We start from the raw sequence: 14,865 nt of genomic DNA, 5'->3' as shown, positions 1-14,865 counted from the left end.
TGTTAAGCACGCCGCCAGCGTTCGTCCTGAGCCAGGATCAAACTCTCCGTGAATGTTTTCCCGTAATCGGGACACACATCACGAGAGCGGAACGGTCAGAAGGAATAATCCCGACCGTCCACAGCGTCCTCGCTGTGTAAATTGCCTACCCGCCACATGGGCCAGTAGGACTTCAAAGGAACCACGACCATCCGAAGATGGACGGGGTATCAACATATCTGGCGTTGACTTTTGGCACGCTGTTGAGTTCTCAAGGAACGGACGCTTCCTTTGTACTCACCCTCTCGGGCTTTCCTCCGGGCGCTTCCCTTCGGTCTTGCGTTTCCGACTCTATCAGACTCTTTCGTGTCCGATTCCCCGTCAGAAGGGGCTCGCTTTCCGGCCTTTCGGCTTTCCGGCGGTTCCGACTCTATCAGATCCTTTCGGGCCTGATTCCCGGTCGAACTCGGGTTGCCTTTCCGGCCGTTGAGCCGTTCCGACGAGTGAGACTTTAGCGGAATCCTGGTCCCCGACGCTAATCGGGGCTGCGCTCGTTCGAACGCGGATTCCTCATTTCGCAAAAGCGCACAGAAAGGCCGGGCGACAGTGTGCCGCCCGCTTGTAGTGGGTCTTGCGGAATGGCTGTCCGGGGACCGGCCGAAGTCGGTGCTCACGTCGGACAACTCGGAGAACACTACGGATGGTGGTATCTGCTGTCAACCTGGGGCCAGACCCCGTAGTCTCGTACGTATGACATCGCGTGCGTGCCTCCTTCAGTGGTGGGCCGCCTGACGGCGGCCGGCACCTACGCATGTACTCAACGGCCGCCGCTTCGGCGGCCGTTCTCGTTTCTCCCTCCGGGAGTCGGGCCGCTGGACGGGGCGGCTCCGATCAGGAGACGGAGAGCGTGATGACGCGGATCTTCAGCGGGATCAAGCCCACGGGGCATCTGACGCTGGGCAACTACCTCGGGGCGCTGCGCAGGTGGGTCGAGGTCGATCAGCACCAGGCGGACGCGCTGTTCAGCGTGGTCGATCTGCATGCGCTGACCGTGGAGCACGATCCGGCGCGGGTGCGCAGGCTCAGTCGGCAGGCCGCGTCGCGCGGCCGGGCAGAGTGTGCGCCTGTCGCTGCTGACCTATCCGGTGCTGATGGCGGGCGGACATCCTGGCCTACGGGACGGACGAGGTGCCTGTGGGTGAGGACCAGACCCAGCATGTGGAGCTGACGCGGGATCTGGCGGTGCGGTTCAACCAGCGATACGGGCACACGTTCACCGTGCCGAAGGCGACGCATCCGCCGGTGGCGGCGCGGGTCATGGATCTGCAGGACCAGACCTCGAAGATGGGGAAGTCGCACGAGTCCGGGGCCGGGATCGTCTATTTGCTCGACGAGGCGGATGTGGTGCGCAAGAAGATCATGCGGGCGGTCACAGACAGCGGGCGCGAGGTCGAGTACGACCGCGAGGCAAGCCGGGCATCGCGAATCTGCTCGAAGTGCTGGCGGCTTGTGAGGGTGGGAACCCAATCGAGCTGGCCGGTGTATATGAGTCGTACGGGGCCTTGAAGAAGGACACGGCCGAGGCGGTGGTGGAGCTGCTGAGGCCGGTGAGGGAGCGACATGCGGAGCTGGCGGCGGATCCGGCGCACGTCGATGAGGTGCTGAGGAAGGGAGCCGAGCGGGCCAGGGGGATGGCCCGGCCGAGAGTCGATGCCGCCTACAAGGCGATCGGGCTGCTGCCCGGGTAGCGGAGGACGACTCCGTCCCACCGCCGTGGCGCCACGGCGGTGGGAGTGGGGTGAGTACGGCCGCAGCAGTGGCTTGGGCTTTGGCCGCGGTCCGGAGCCCGCAGCCGTGACCAGGCCCGCGGCAGCGGTTGGCCGTCTGCCATGACCGGGGCTGTCAGCCGTTGCCCGACGCGAGCTCGCGGCTGCGGTCGCGGGCCGCCTCGATGGCGGCGATCAGGGCGGCGCGTACACCGTGGTTCTCGAGTTCTCGGATGGCACTGATGGTGGTGCCGGCGGGGGAGGTGACGGCTTCACGCAGCTTGACGGGGTGCTCGCCACTGTCGCGGAGCATGACGGCGGCGCCGATGGCGGCCTGGACGATCAGGTCGTGGGCCTGGGAGCGGGGCAGGCCGAGGAGGATGCCGGCATCGGTCATGGCCTCGACGAGGAAGTAGAAGTACGCCGGACCCGAGCCGGACAGGGCAGTGGCCGCGTCCTGCTGGGACTCGGGGACCCGGAGGGTCTTGCCGACGCCGCCGAAGATCTCCTCGGTGTGGGCGAGGTGTTCCGCGGTCGCGTGGCTGCCGGCCGAGATCACGGACATGCCCTCGTCGACGAGTACGGGGGTGTTGGGCATGACACGGACTACGGGGGTGCCTGCGGTCAGGCGTTCCTCGATGAAGGAGGTGGGGATGCCGGCCGCGGCGCTGATGACGAGGCGGTCCGCGGTGATGTGCGGAGTGAGTTCGTCGAGGAGCTTGCCCATGTCCTGGGGCTTTACGGCCAGGATGAGGGTGTCGGCGCGCTTGGCGGCCTCGGCGTTGGTGACGGGCTCGACTCCATAGCGGGTGCGGAGCTCATCGGCGCGCTCGGCGCGGCGGGTGGTGACCAGCAGGTCGGCGGGGCGCCAGCCGGCACGCATCATGCCGCTGAGGAGGGCCTCGCCGATCTTGCCGGTACCGAGGACTGCGACTGTCTGGGTCATGGCTCTGTTCACCTCGCCGGTGGGGATAGGTGTCGCCATCCTCGCACCGGGGGCGTCGCGGTGCCGGGGCGTCCGAGGGGCGGTACGGGCGAGCGCGGGCCCGCCCGTGCCGCGCCTCGGAGGCCGGCGATCGTCCGGGCTAGAGGGCGCTGCGGGAGCGCCATTCGGACCAGGAGAGGTTCCAGTCGCCGTAGCCGTTGCCGGAGGCGACCTGGTCCGTGGAGTTGGTGACGCGGATGACGTCGCCCGGGATGACCTGCTCGTAGAAGCGGCGGGCCGTGGCGTCGGACGCGAGGCCGATGCAGCCGTGGGTGACGTTGCTGCGGCCGGCGTGGACGTTGGCGTTGTCGTTCTCGTGGAGGTAGGTGCCTGAGGTGGTGAGGTGGACGGCGTAGCTGTACCAGCCGCGGTAGGCGTCGGCGATATTGACGGTGCGGGAGTCCAAGATGCGGCGCTGCTTGTCGGAGACGACCATCGTGCCGTTCCAGGTGTCCAGGCCGGTACGGCCGGCGGTGGTCGGGATGGTCTGGGTGGGGGCGCCGTCCTTGACAACGGTCATCCGGTGGGTGCGGACGTCGACCGTGGCCACAAGGGAGCGGGCGACGGTGAAGGAGCGGGAGAGGGCGGTGCCGGCCTTGACGCTGACCTTGGTGCCCGGCTTCCAGAAATTACGGGGGCGGAAGTCGACGCGCTGGCCCTCGTGGAGGTTGCGGTCCTTGATCCAGGCCCAGGCGCCGGTGACGCCGGGTTTGGCGGTGACCTTCAGCCCGTTCCACGTCGGCGCGCTCGGACTTGGGTATCGGGCGCTTGAAGGTCACCGATATCGGCAGGCCGACGCCGATGCGCTGGCCGTCGGTGACGTTTGCTGTTCAGCTGTGCTGGTTCGGCATGACGGGCGATCACGGCGAGGCACAGGACGTGGTCCAGGAGGCATTCGTACGGGCCTGGGACCGTCGTGCCTCCTTCCTGGCCGAGAGGAGGCACCCGAGGCGTGGATCCGGTCGCGATGCGGCTGGCGGTGAGTCGTTGGCGACGGGCGCGGCGTTGGCTGGAGCTGGTGCGGCACCATCCGCCGGTGGACCGTACGCCGGGGCCGGGGCCGGGGCCGGACCGCATGATGCTCGTGCCCCCGGCCGGCTGACGGTTGTGTCCAAGTTCCCCGACGCGCAAGCTGTCTGCGGTGATGTTCGGCATGGGCGAGTACACGATCAACGCGAGCTGGGTGGTGGAGCTGTCGAGGCCCGGCGGCGCCACGGTGTTCGTCCTGGCGAACACCTGGGGGAAGAAACCCTCCAAGACATCATCGGGGCGAGCGCCCCCGATGCCGAGTGGCTCTACGGCCGGCTCAAGGTCGGAGACACCATCACGCTGAACTAGACGGTGCGGCGGCGCAGCGTCGCCGCGCCCAGGGCCAGGACCAGGACCGCGCAGGCCGCGACGGTCAGGACGTCGCGGGTGAAGTCGCCGGTTGCGTCGGGGTGGCGCTGGACTTCGGTCATGGCGTCGACGGCGTACGACATGGGCAGGACGTTCGAGATCCCTTCGAGGACGGGCTGCATCTTCTCGCGCGCCGTGAACAGGCCGCAGAGCAGCAGCTGCGGGAAGATCACGGCCGGCATGAACTGGACCGCCTGGAACTCGGAGGCGGCGAAGGCCGAGACGAAGAGTCCCAGTGCCGTGCCGAGCAGGGCGTCGAGGAGCGCGACGAGGAGTAGCAGCCAGGGCGAGCCGACGACGTCCAGGCCCAGTGCCCACAGCGCGAGGCCGGTGGCGAGGAGGGACTGGACGATGGCGACGAGACCGAAGGCCAGGGCGTAGCCGGCGATCAGATCGCCCTTGCCCAGGGGCATGGCGAGCAGGCGTTCCAGGGTGCCTGAGGTGCGTTCGCGCAGGGTGGCGATGGAGGCCACCAGGAACATCGTGATCAGCGGGAAGATGCCGAGTAGCGAGGCGCCGATGGAGTCGAAGGTCTGCTCGCTGCCGTCGAACACGTAGCGCAACAGGAAGAGCATCACGCACGGCACGAGGACCATCAGTGCGATGGAGCGCGGGTCGTGGCGGAGCTGGTGCAGGACGCGGGCGGCGGTGGCGAGGGTGCGGGAGGTACTCATCGGGCGTTCTCCTGAATGGCATTGAGCTGAGGATCGGCCTGCTGTGGGGAATCGGCCTGCCGGGCGTTGGCCTCGTCGACCAGGTGGAGGAAGGCGGCTTCGACGGTCTGGGAGCGGGTGCGGAAGCGGAGGTCGTCGGGACTGTCCTCGGCGAGGATCTCGCCCTCCCGCATCAGGAGCAGGCGGTGGCAGCGCTCCGCCTCGTCCATGACGTGCGAGGAGACGAGGATCGTCGCGCCGCGCTCGTCGGCGAGGCGGTGGAAGAGATTCCACAGATCGCGGCGCAGGACGGGGTCGAGGCCGACGGTCGGTTCGTCGAGGACGAGCAGTTCGGGTGTGCCGAGCAGGGCGACGGCGAGGGAGACGCGGCTGCGCTGACCGCCGGAGAGCCCGCCGGCGAGGGAGTCGGCGTGCAAGACGAGGTCTACGTCGGCGATGGCGCGGGTGACGTAGTCGCGGCGGGTGTCGCGATGGCGGCGGCCCGGCAGCAGGACGGAGGCGAAGTAGTCCAGGTTCTGGCGGACCGTCAGGTCGTCGTAGACGGCCGGGGCCTGGGTGACGTAGCCGATGCGGGAGCGCAGGGTGGCGTCGCCCGCCGGACTGCCGAGGATGTCGAGGGTTCCGGTGACCTTGGCCTGCGTGCCGACCACGGCACGCATCAGGGTCGACTTGCCGCAGCCGGAGGGGCCGAGGAGGCCGGTGATCCGGCCGGGCGGCACGGTGAAGTCGATGCCGCGCAGAACGGTGCGCTCGCCTCGTACGACGGTGAGGCCGCGGGCCAGGACGGCAGCTCCAGAAGAATTCATCATGTGATGAATAATGCGCTTGCGGCCTTGTTGCGTCAAGGGCGCGGTGACGGGTCAAGAGATGGGGGGCGTGTCAGGGGCATCCCCCATGGCGTTTGGGGGGACGGGCGGCGGACGGTGGACATATGAGCCACAACAGTGAGATCTCGAAGGCCGAGCAGCGGCGGCTGGCCGTCGCGTCGGTGACGCTCGGGCCGTGGCGCGCCGCCGCGGCGGTCGGCGGCCTGGGCGGCGGCGTCGCCCTCGCGCTCGGCGCGATCGGCGACGGAATCGGCCTTGGCGTGCTGGCCGGCGCGCTGTCGGTCGCGCTGATGCTGTTCTTCATGGTCGGCGGGGCGGGTGCGGTGCTCGGCGACAGGCCGGGCACGGGGAGCGCGTCCGACCACCGGATACGGCGCTGGGCCGCGGCCCATCCATGGCGGGTCGCGGCCGTACCGGGCGCGCTGATGGTCGCCGCCGATGTGGTGGTCCAGCAGGCGCTCACCACGCAGGGGTTCTTCGGCAGCCTGTGGGAGGGCCTGTGGCGGGGCGCGCTGGTGATGGGCGTGGTCGGGCTGGTCGGTCGGTTCTCCCACCGAAAGGTGTGAGCGGGGCCGGCCAGCGCCCGGGATCAGCAGGGTCGCCCGGGGCGGCGGCACGCCAGGCCCAGGAAGCGGACCGTCGAGCGGACCACCTGTTCCTCGGTGCGGGCCGCCGCGCGGGCCGTCAGGACAGGTGCGGGTGCGGGCTGAGCGTCGGAGCGTACGAGCGTACGAGCCGGATCAGCCCGCGGCTACTTGCGCCTGGACTTGCCGCCCTTGCCCTTGCGGGCGGCGGGGTTGCCGGTACGGACGCCGCGGCGCTTCTCGTACTGGCTGCGGGCCGTCTCGTACTCCTCGCGGCGCAGCTTCTCGCCCGGTGCCTCGGTGAGCGTGCGGAAGAAGTACGCGAGGAGCGAGCCGACGAAGCCGATCGCCTTGAGGCTGCGCAGCGAATCCTCCGTCGCGGAACCGGTGGGGAGGCGGGTGAAGCCCTCCCAGGTCTTGCGGAAGGCGACGGCGCTGCAAATCGCGAACATCACGACGACCAGCGTGTTGACGAAGCCGCCGACGTCGGCGATCGCCAGACCCTGGTAGGCGAAGCGCAGCACGAGGCAGCCTGCTACCGCGGCGGCGAGCGCACCGGCGGCGACGCCGGCGCGGCGCAGCCCGTAGCCCCTGTCGTGGCCGACCCAGGTCGTGCCGAAGAAGCGGATGGGCTCGGGCTGCGGACCGCCGCCGACTCTGCTCGTGTTGTCGCTCTGCTTTTCGCTCTGCTCGCTCACGAGGGCGATTATCCCTGCGGCGGGACGGGGCTCGTGTCAGGAGCAGCGGATGGTCACATAGCCGTCACTGCCTGTGTTCACATACGCGTCCGAGACGAACTGCCCGTTGGCGATGTTGTCCCACAGGTCGGTGGTGCCGTACGGGCCGCTGACCCGCTCCCCCGGCTTCTGGCAGTTGATCGGCACCCGGGCTCCGTACGGCAGGACCTTGATGAGCCGGTAGTTGGTGCCGGGGCCGCTGCGGACGTTCACGCGGTAGCCCGGCGCGATTGGATAGCGCTTGGCCGCCAGCGAGTCGTCCGCCTCGGCCGAGGCCTCATTCTGTACTTCTTCAACCGCCATCGGATTCTCCCCCGTTGATGCATGCGCCCTGTATGCGCGCTGTACGCCGCGCAGGCTAGCAACCCACACCTGCACCGCACGCATCATCGACTAGGCTCCGTGCGTCGCGCTTGCGCACGAACACCACGGGGGTGGGAGATGCCACCGTTGCGCAGCACCGGGCGGTTCCCGGAAGCAGAGCATCCGGAATATGCCGGGCAGTACCGTCTTGAGGCATGCCTCGGCACCGGCGGCATGGGCGTCGTCCATCTCGCCACCTCCGGCTCCGGGTTGCGCCTCGCGGTCAAGGTCATCCATGCCGAGCACGCAACGGACCCGGAGTTCAGGGCCCGTTTCCGGCAGGAGGTCGCGGCCGCCCGTAAGGTCAGCGGCGCCTTCACCGCGCCCGTCGTCGACGCCGACCCCGACGCGGAACGGCCCTGGATGGCCACGCTGTTCATCGAGGGCCCGACGCTCGCCGAGCGGGTGAAGCGGAACGGGCCGCTGGGCTCGGAGGAGCTTCGAAAGGCGGGCGCGGGTCTCGCCGAGGCGCTGCGTGACATCCATCGCGCCGGCGTGGTGCACCGCGATCTCAAGCCGAGCAATGTACTGCTCGCTCCCGAGGGTCCGAAGGTCATCGACTTCGGCATCTCCCGTCCCGCGGACAGCGATCTGCGTACGGAGACGGGCAAGCTGATCGGTACGCCGCCGTTCATGGCGCCCGAGCAGTTCCAGCGTCCGCGCGAGGTCGGGCCCGCGGCCGATGTGTTCGCGATGGGGGCGGTGCTGGTGCACGCGGCGACCGGGCGCGGGCCTTTCGACTCGGACAGCCCGTACATCGTGGCGTACCAAGTGGTGCACAACGAACCGGACTTGGCTGGTGTGCCGGCGGATCTGGTGCCGCTCTTCCGGCGCTGTCTGGCGAAGGACCCGGCGGACCGGCCGACGCCGTACGAGTTGATGGTCGCGCTGCGCGGGTCCTCGCCCTCCTCGTCGTACGACACCCAGGCCTACATACCGGTGCAGCGCACCCCGGACCCCCGCGAGAGCGCGCCCCTGGGGCCCGCTGCGGGACACCGCCCCCGGACCAAGCCCTGGCGGAGCCGGAAGATCCGCTGGGCCTGCGCGGCGTTGGCCGTGCTGGTCACAGCGGGGATCGTGGTCGTACGTACCGTGGGCGACGGCGACACCCCGGCTCCCTCAGCCGCCGGGCCCCGCGCCGAGCAGACCTTCCACCCCTGGAGCGTCCCCCTGCGCGGCGGGGACGACGAGAACAGAACGCCGGCCTGCGCGTCGGCCGGCTCCGGGCTCTACTGCACGGCGCCCGGCATCAAGGCTGCCCGCCTCAACCCCGCCGACGGCAAGACCCTTTGGTCTGCGAAGACGGGCGACAGCACGGCACAGACCGACGAGGGCATGACGCCCGTACTCGCCGGCGGGCTGCTGCAGGTGGTCGTGCCCGGCGGCGGCCGGCTCGAGGCGCTCGACCCGGAGTCCGGCGAGGTGCGCTGGGACGTCGGCATCTCCCGGTACTCCACGGTCCGGCCCGCCGGTGACGCGGTGCTCCTGGTGGCGGACGGCGGGCTGGTGCGGGCCGTCGACGCCGCGACGGGCGAGGAGCGCTGGACCCGGCAGCGCGGCGGAAGGGGCACCCAGTGGGTCGCCTCCCCGGGCGGCGACGGACCCGCGCTCGCCGCCACGCCCTCCGCGGACGGTACGTCGACGCTGGTGAGCGCGGTCGACCCGGCCAGTGGCGACCTGCTCTGGGAGAAGCGGGTCAAGGGGGCGCTGAGCCCGGTGGGGCCGGCGGGCGGCTTCCTGTATCTGCTCTCCGCCAACACCGACGGCTTCACGGACGCTGTCGTACGACTCGACACCGCGGGCAAGCCGCGCGCGGTGCGCATCCCGCTGCCCGCGCCCGTCGACCAGGCGCAGGCGACCGTGGCCGGGGACGCGGTCTATCTGAGCGGGTCGGGCGGCTCGCTCGTCGCCCTCGACACCGGCGGGACGAAGCCCGCCCAGCGGTGGCGGCTGGAGACCTCGGTCACCCATCTCTCACGCCCCGCCACGGACGCCCGCGCGGTGTATGTGACGGCCGGGGACGGGCGACTGCTGGCCGTGGACGCCGTACGCGGTGTGCTCATCGGCCAGACCAGACCCCGTATGGACGACGGGCGTTACACCTTCGCGTCCGTGCTGCCCGCGCCCGTCGCCACCGATGGCAAGGTCTTCGGCACGGCCCCGGACGGCTCCGTCTTCGCGCTGGACGCCCGGGACCCCGCCAAGTGGTGAGGCCGTACGACCGGGATCAGCCCAGCCGGGACACGTCCCGCACCGCGCCCTTGTCGGCGCTCGTCGCCATCGCCGCATACGCACGCAGCGCGGCCGAGACCTTGCGTTCGCGGTCCTTCGGCGCGTAGACACCGCCCAGCGCCTCGTGGCGGGACGCCAACTCCTCATCGCCGACGAGGAGTTCGATCGAGCGGTTCGGGATGTCGATGCGGATGCGGTCGCCGTCCTCGACGAGCGCGATGGTCCCGCCGCTCGCCGCCTCCGGTGAGGCGTGCCCGATCGACAGGCCCGAGGTGCCGCCTGAGAAGCGGCCGTCCGTCACCAGCGCGCAGGTCTTGCCGAGCCCGCGGCCCTTCAGGAACGACGTCGGGTAGAGCATCTCCTGCATGCCGGGGCCGCCGCGCGGGCCCTCGTAGCGGATGACGACGACGTCGCCCTCCTTGATCTCCTTGCGGAGGATCTTGTCGACGGCCTCGTCCTGCGACTCGCAGACGACGGCAGGTCCCTCGAAGGTCCAGATCGACTCGTCCACGCCGGCGGTCTTCACGACACAGCCGTCGACGGCGAGGTTACCCTTCAGCACGGCGAGTCCGCCGTCCTTGGAGTACGCGTGTTCGACGGACCGGATGCAGCCGTTCTCGGCGTCGACGTCGAGGGAGTCCCAGCGCTCGGACTGGGAGAAGGCGGTCGCGGAGCGGACGCAGCCGGGGGCAGCGTGCCACAGCTCGACGGCCTCGGCGGACGGGGAGCCGCCGCGCACGTCCCAGGTCTTGAGCCAGTCGGCAAGGGACGGTGAGTGGACGGTGTGGACGTCCTCGTTGAGGAGCCCGCCGCGGTAAAGCTCGCCCAGGATCGCCGGGATGCCGCCCGCGCGGTGCACGTCCTCCATGTAGTACGTGCCGCCGGGGGCGACGTTCGGCGCGACCTTGGCGAGGCACGGGACGCGGCGCGAGACGGCGTCGATGTCGGTCAGGTCGTAGTCGAGCTCGGCCTCCTGGGCGGCGGCGAGCAGATGCAGGATCGTGTTGGTGGAGCCGCCCATGGCGATGTCGAGCGCCATGGCGTTCTCGAAGGCCTCGCGGGTGGCGATGTTGCGCGGCAGGACGGATTCGTCGCCCTGCTCGTAGTAGCGCTTGGTGATCTCGACGATCGTGCGGCCGGCGTTCTCGTAGAGCGCCTTGCGGGCGGTGTGGGTGGCCAGCACCGAGCCGTTGCCGGGGAGGGCGAGGCCGATGGCCTCGGCGAGGCAGTTCATCGAGTTGGCGGTGAACATGCCGGAACAGGACCCGCAGGTGGGACAGGCGTTCTCCTCGATACGGAGGACGTCCTCGTCCGACACCTTCTCGTCGACCGCGTCCACGATGGCGTTGATCAGGTCGAGCTTGCGGACCGTGCCGTCCACCAGGGTCGCCTGGCCGGCCTCCATCGGGCCGCCGGACACGAAGATCACCGGGATGTTGAGGCGCAGGGCGGCCATCAGCATGCCGGGGGTGATCTTGTCGCAGTTGGAGATGCAGATCAGGGCGTCCGCGCAGTGCGCCTCGACCATGTACTCGACGCTGTCCGCGATCAGATCGCGGGACGGCAGGGAGTAGAGCATGCCGGCGTGGCCCATCGCGATGCCGTCGTCGACGGCGATCGTGTTGAACTCGCGGGGCACGGCACCCGCGGCCAGGATCGCGTCGGAGACGATCCGGCCGACCGGCGCGAGGTGGGTGTGCCCGGGCACGAACTCGGTGAAGGAGTTGGCGACCGCGATGATCGGCTTGCCGATGTCCGCGCTCGCTACGCCCGACGCCCGCATAAGGGCGCGGGCGCCCGCCATATTGCGGCCGTGGGTGACAGTGCGGGACCTCAGCTCGGGCATCGTCGCTCGCTCCTTCAGAGGGATAGGACTCCCAACGAGCCTACGCCGCGGCTCCAAGATCTGGACAGCCTGTCCGGGATACGGGACGCGGGGCTCACGTTTCGGTCAGCTGCCGCTCACGCTTCGGTCAGATACCGCTGCAGCGTGGGGGCCACCATCACGATGATTTCCTCCGGGTCCGCCGAGGCCAGCGGCTCCACCTGGATCACATAGCGCAGAATCGCGATGCCGATCATGTGCGAGGCGGCCAGCTCCGCGCGGAATTTCGGGTCCGGTACGTCGAGATCCCCCGCGATCCGCTCGAGCAGCCGCCGCAGTACGAAGCCGCGCAGCACCTTCGCCGCCGCCTCGTGAGTGAGCGCGGAACGGATGATCGCCAGCAGCGGGGCCCGGGTCTCCGGGTTCTCCCACACCCCGATGAAGTAGCGGGCGAGCCGCTCGCCGATGCCGTCCGCGCCGTGCCCAAGGATCTCCGGGATGACCAGCGCCGGTTCGAAGGAGACCTCGATGGCGGCCGCGAAGACCTCGTCCTTCGTACCGAAGTAGTGGTGGACGAGTGCGGGGTCGACGTCCGCCGCCTTGGCGATGCCGCGGACGGTCGTCTTGTCGTAGCCGCGCTCGGCGAATTCCGCACGGGCCGCGTCCAGGATCCGCTCCCGGGCGCCGGGGCCCTCGCCCGCTCCCGTACGGGCCGGACGGCCGCGCCGCCGCGGAGCCGCAGCGCCGGTCATGAGCCGCGCACCCCGAAGGAGGCGGCCGACGCCAGATGCAGCCGGGTGAAGGCGAGCGCCTCGGCGAGGTCGGCCTCGCGTTCGGCGGCGGACATCGCGCGCCGGGTGTTGACCTCGATGACGACATGGCCGTCGAAGCCGGTACGGGCCAGGCGCTCGAGCAGCTCGGCGCAGGGCTGGTTGCCGCGCCCCGGGACCAGGTGTTCGTCCTTCGCGGACCCCTTGCCGTCGGCGAGATGCACATGGCCGAGCCGGTCGCCCATCCGGTCGATCATGGCCATCGTGTCGGTTCGGGACGTCGCGGTGTGCGAGAGGTCGATCGTGAAGTGCCGGTAGTCCTCTTTGGTGACGTCCCAGTCGGGGGCGTACGCGAGCATCTCGCGGTCCCGGTAGCGCCACGGGTACATGTTCTCCACGGCGAACCGGACATCCGTCTCGTTCGCCATCCGCCAGATCCCGGTGACGAAGTCCCGGGCGTACTGCCGCTGCCAGCGGAACGGCGGGTGCACGACGACCGTCGAGGCGCCCAGCTTCTCGGCCGCCGCCTGCGCCCGCTGGAGCTTCACCCAGGGGTCGGTGGACCAGACCCGCTGGGTGATCAGCAGACAGGGCGCGTGCACGGCGTGGATCGGCACCTGGTGGTAGTCGGACAGACGGTGCAGGGCCTCGATGTCCTGGCTGACGGGATCGGTCCAGACCATGATCTCGACGCCGTCGTAGCCCAGGCGCGCGGCAATCTCGAAGGCCGTCGCCGTCGACTCCGGGTAGACGGAAGCCGTCGACAGGACAACCTTCGCATCCGGGATACGCACCACTGGTTCTGCCACGGGAGACAGCGTACGGGCCGCCGCTAGGAGGCCGGGAGATGGTCCAGGCGCCGCAGAATGACGCCCTCGCGCAGCGCCCAGGGACAGATTTCGACCACCGGCGCCCCGAACAGGTCCATCGCACCCTCCGCGACCAGCGCTCCTGCCAGCAGCTGACGGGCCCGGCCCTCGGAGACGCCGGGGAGGGTGCCGCGCTGCTCGGCCGTCATGGCGGCGAGCTTCGGCATCCACTCCTGTAGTGACTTACGACTCAGTTCACGCTGCACGTAAAGGCCCTCGGTGGAGCGCGCGGCGCCCGCGATACGGGCCAGCTGCCTGAAGGTCTTGGACGTCGCCACTATGTGGTCCGGCTTCCCGAACCGGCTGAACTCGCCGACAGTACGGGCGATCTCGGCCCGAATACGGCGGCGCAGCTCCTTCACGTCCTGCGGGTCGGGCGGGTCGCCGGGCAGCAGTGCCGTCAGCCGGCCCGCGCCGAGCGGCAGCGACACCGCGGCGTCCGGCTCCTCGTCGATCCCGTACGCGATCTCCAGCGAGCCGCCGCCGATGTCCAGGACCAGCAGCTTTCCGGCCGACCAGCCGAACCAGCGGCGGGCCGCGAGGAAGGTCAGCCGGGCCTCCTCCTCGCCGGTCAGCACTTGCAGGTCAACCCCGGTCTCGGCCTTGACCCGGGCCAGCACCCCGTCGGCGTTGCTGGCCTCCCGCACCGCGGAGGTCGCGAAAGGCAGCACCTGTTCGCAGCCCTGGTCCTCGGCGGCCTGCACCGCGTCGCCGACCACCTCGACCAGCCGGGCGACGCCGTCGGGTCCGATCGCCGCGTCTTCGTCGAGGAGTTCGGCGAGTCGCAACTCCGTCTTGTGCGAATGGGCGGGCAGCGGGCGCGCGCCGGGGTGGGCGTCCACCACCAGCAGGTGCACTGTGTTCGAACCGACGTCGAGGACTCCGAGTCTCATGAACCGAACGCTACTGCTGTCACGCACTTACCCTTGGCCTGTGCCAAAGACGAATAAGGCGAAGCAGGGCAAAGCCAAGCCCTCGAAGCAGATCAAGCCCTCCAAGCACGATGAGCAGGGCCTGGACTTCACACGAGCGTGGGTCGAGTTCCCTGACCCCGGCGACGACGAACAGGTCTTCCGCTGCGATCTGACCTGGCTGACCTCCCGCTGGAACTGCATCTTCGGAAGCGGCTGCCAGGGCATCCAGGCGGGCCGCGCGGACGACGGGTGCTGCACACTGGGCGCGCACTTTTCCGACAAGGACGACGAGAAACGGGTCGCGAAGAATGTCGCGCGGCTCACGCCGGAGCTGTGGCAGTTCCACGATGTGGGTACTGAGACGGGCTGGGTCCAGACCGACGACGACGGCGAACGTCAGACGCGCCGCTGGGAGGGGTCCTGCATCTTCCAGAATCGCCCGGGGTTCGAGGGCGGGGTCGGCTGTTCGCTGCACATCCTGGCGCTGCGGGAGGGCCAGGAGCCGCTGGAGACGAAGCCGGACGTGTGCTGGCAGCTGCCGGTGCGGCGTACGTACGACTGGATCGAGCGGCCCGACGACACGAAGGTGCTGCAGGTCTCGATCGGGGAGTACGACCGCCGGGGCTGGGGCCCCGGCGGTCATGACCTGCACTGGTGGTGCACGTCGGCGATGTCGGCGCACGGGGCGGGGGAGCCGGTGTATGTGACGTACCGCCCGGAACTGACCGAGTTGATGGGCAAGGAGGCGTACGACGTCCTCGCGGAGCTGTGCGAGGCCCGCCTGTCGTCGCAGCTCCCCTTGGTGGCCCCGCACCCGGCGGACCCGAAGTAGGCCGGGGGGCGGTCGCGGGCTTGCCCGGTGTGGCCGTCCGCGGGCGGGTCGCGGGCTTGCCCAGTATCGCTCCGGTGCGGGCGTCCGCGGGGCGGGATGCGGGGGCGTCA

General features: G+C 70.0%; 13 protein-coding genes and 2 pseudogenes. 5 read left to right on the top strand and 10 right to left on the bottom strand.

The window, feature by feature from the left end:
* The first annotated feature begins 889 nt into the window (after positions 1–889).
* Positions 890–1,727, top strand: a pseudogene (gene trpS, locus ACWDO5_RS25130) (tryptophan--tRNA ligase).
* A 154-nt stretch (positions 1,728–1,881) separates the two neighbouring features.
* On the opposite strand, the gene proC reads toward trpS, so the two are convergent.
* A complete protein-coding gene (proC, locus tag ACWDO5_RS25125; RefSeq protein WP_450532617.1) occupies positions 1,882–2,691 on the bottom strand; it encodes a pyrroline-5-carboxylate reductase in 810 nt (269 codons plus the stop codon).
* A gap of 139 nt (positions 2,692–2,830) precedes the next feature.
* Positions 2,831–3,250, bottom strand: a complete 420-nt coding sequence (locus ACWDO5_RS25120) for a L,D-transpeptidase (protein ID WP_450532616.1) — start codon at positions 3,248–3,250, stop codon at positions 2,831–2,833.
* Between the two features lie 323 nt (positions 3,251–3,573).
* On the opposite strand from ACWDO5_RS25120, the pseudogene ACWDO5_RS25115 reads away from it, so the two are divergent.
* A pseudogene (locus ACWDO5_RS25115) lies at positions 3,574–3,817 on the top strand (sigma factor); the annotation flags it as partial.
* 247 nt (positions 3,818–4,064) lie between these two features.
* Here ACWDO5_RS25115 and ACWDO5_RS25110 read toward each other — a convergent pair.
* Complete coding sequence (locus tag ACWDO5_RS25110) at positions 4,065–4,802, bottom strand: ABC transporter permease (RefSeq protein WP_450532615.1); 738 nt, start codon at positions 4,800–4,802, stop codon at positions 4,065–4,067.
* Positions 4,799–5,611: an ABC transporter ATP-binding protein gene (locus tag ACWDO5_RS25105; protein ID WP_450532614.1), complete on the bottom strand. Its 813-nt coding sequence runs from the start codon at positions 5,609–5,611 to the stop codon at positions 4,799–4,801. The genes ACWDO5_RS25110 and ACWDO5_RS25105 overlap by 4 nt, the downstream gene beginning before the upstream one ends.
* A gap of 122 nt (positions 5,612–5,733) precedes the next feature.
* On the opposite strand from ACWDO5_RS25105, the gene ACWDO5_RS25100 reads away from it, so the two are divergent.
* On the top strand, positions 5,734–6,195 hold the full coding sequence (locus tag ACWDO5_RS25100; RefSeq protein WP_450532613.1) for a hypothetical protein: 462 nt from the start codon (positions 5,734–5,736) through the stop codon (positions 6,193–6,195).
* Between the two features lie 185 nt (positions 6,196–6,380).
* On the opposite strand, the gene ACWDO5_RS25095 is transcribed toward ACWDO5_RS25100, so the two are convergent.
* A complete protein-coding gene (locus ACWDO5_RS25095; RefSeq protein WP_450532612.1) occupies positions 6,381–6,911 on the bottom strand; it encodes a hypothetical protein in 531 nt (176 codons plus the stop codon).
* A 36-nt stretch (positions 6,912–6,947) separates the two neighbouring features.
* The gene (locus ACWDO5_RS25090; protein ID WP_450532611.1) at positions 6,948–7,253 is read right to left on the bottom strand and encodes a peptidase; all 306 of its coding nucleotides are present in this window, start codon (positions 7,251–7,253) and stop codon (positions 6,948–6,950) included.
* A gap of 138 nt (positions 7,254–7,391) precedes the next feature.
* Between ACWDO5_RS25090 and ACWDO5_RS25085 the strand changes: the two genes are divergently transcribed.
* Complete coding sequence (locus ACWDO5_RS25085; RefSeq protein WP_450532610.1) at positions 7,392–9,524, top strand: protein kinase domain-containing protein; 2,133 nt, start codon at positions 7,392–7,394, stop codon at positions 9,522–9,524.
* Positions 9,525–9,540: 16 nt separating this feature from the next.
* Here the strand turns inward: ACWDO5_RS25085 and ilvD are convergent, their stop codons facing one another.
* The 4 genes from ilvD to ACWDO5_RS25065 form a co-directional block, all read right to left on the bottom strand.
* Positions 9,541–11,391: a dihydroxy-acid dehydratase gene (gene ilvD / locus ACWDO5_RS25080; RefSeq protein WP_450532609.1), complete on the bottom strand. Its 1,851-nt coding sequence runs from the start codon at positions 11,389–11,391 to the stop codon at positions 9,541–9,543.
* A gap of 116 nt (positions 11,392–11,507) precedes the next feature.
* Positions 11,508–12,122, bottom strand: coding sequence for a TetR/AcrR family transcriptional regulator (locus tag ACWDO5_RS25075; RefSeq protein WP_450532608.1), 615 nt, complete (start codon positions 12,120–12,122; stop codon positions 11,508–11,510).
* The gene (locus ACWDO5_RS25070) at positions 12,119–12,949 is read right to left on the bottom strand and encodes a sugar phosphate isomerase/epimerase family protein (protein ID WP_450532607.1); all 831 of its coding nucleotides are present in this window, start codon (positions 12,947–12,949) and stop codon (positions 12,119–12,121) included. Before ACWDO5_RS25070 ends, ACWDO5_RS25075 begins: the two co-directional genes overlap by 4 nt.
* A gap of 23 nt (positions 12,950–12,972) precedes the next feature.
* Positions 12,973–13,902, bottom strand: coding sequence for a Ppx/GppA phosphatase family protein (locus ACWDO5_RS25065; protein ID WP_450532605.1), 930 nt, complete (start codon positions 13,900–13,902; stop codon positions 12,973–12,975).
* A 40-nt stretch (positions 13,903–13,942) separates the two neighbouring features.
* Here ACWDO5_RS25065 and ACWDO5_RS25060 point away from each other — a divergent pair, with 40 nt between their 5' ends.
* Positions 13,943–14,755 (top strand): hypothetical protein, encoded by an 813-nt coding sequence (locus ACWDO5_RS25060; RefSeq protein WP_450532604.1) that lies wholly within the window; start codon positions 13,943–13,945, stop codon positions 14,753–14,755.
* Positions 14,756–14,865: the final 110 nt, after the last annotated feature.

It is taken from the genome of Streptomyces sp. NPDC000880 (genome assembly GCF_053599675.1).
The sequence above is the reverse complement of the archived record's forward strand: the minus strand, read 5'-3'. Positions and strand labels throughout refer to the sequence as shown.

Bases quoted from the DNA above. Each gene is read 5' to 3' on its own strand.
- proC (WP_450532617.1), bottom strand. From the start codon at position 2,691: ATGACCCAGACAGTCGCAGTCCTCGGTACCGGCAAGATCGGCGAGGCC.
- ACWDO5_RS25120 (WP_450532616.1), bottom strand. From the start codon at position 3,250: ATGACCGTTGTCAAGGACGGCGCCCCCACCCAGACCATCCCGACCACC.
- ACWDO5_RS25110 (WP_450532615.1), bottom strand. From the start codon at position 4,802: ATGAGTACCTCCCGCACCCTCGCCACCGCCGCCCGCGTCCTGCACCAG.
- ACWDO5_RS25105 (WP_450532614.1), bottom strand. From the start codon at position 5,611: ATGATGAATTCTTCTGGAGCTGCCGTCCTGGCCCGCGGCCTCACCGTC.
- ACWDO5_RS25100 (WP_450532613.1), top strand. From the start codon at position 5,734: ATGAGCCACAACAGTGAGATCTCGAAGGCCGAGCAGCGGCGGCTGGCC.
- ACWDO5_RS25090 (WP_450532611.1), bottom strand. From the start codon at position 7,253: ATGGCGGTTGAAGAAGTACAGAATGAGGCCTCGGCCGAGGCGGACGAC.
- ACWDO5_RS25085 (WP_450532610.1), top strand. From the start codon at position 7,392: ATGCCACCGTTGCGCAGCACCGGGCGGTTCCCGGAAGCAGAGCATCCG.
- ilvD (WP_450532609.1), bottom strand. From the start codon at position 11,391: ATGCCCGAGCTGAGGTCCCGCACTGTCACCCACGGCCGCAATATGGCG.
- ACWDO5_RS25075 (WP_450532608.1), bottom strand. From the start codon at position 12,122: ATGACCGGCGCTGCGGCTCCGCGGCGGCGCGGCCGTCCGGCCCGTACG.
- ACWDO5_RS25065 (WP_450532605.1), bottom strand. From the start codon at position 13,902: ATGAGACTCGGAGTCCTCGACGTCGGTTCGAACACAGTGCACCTGCTG.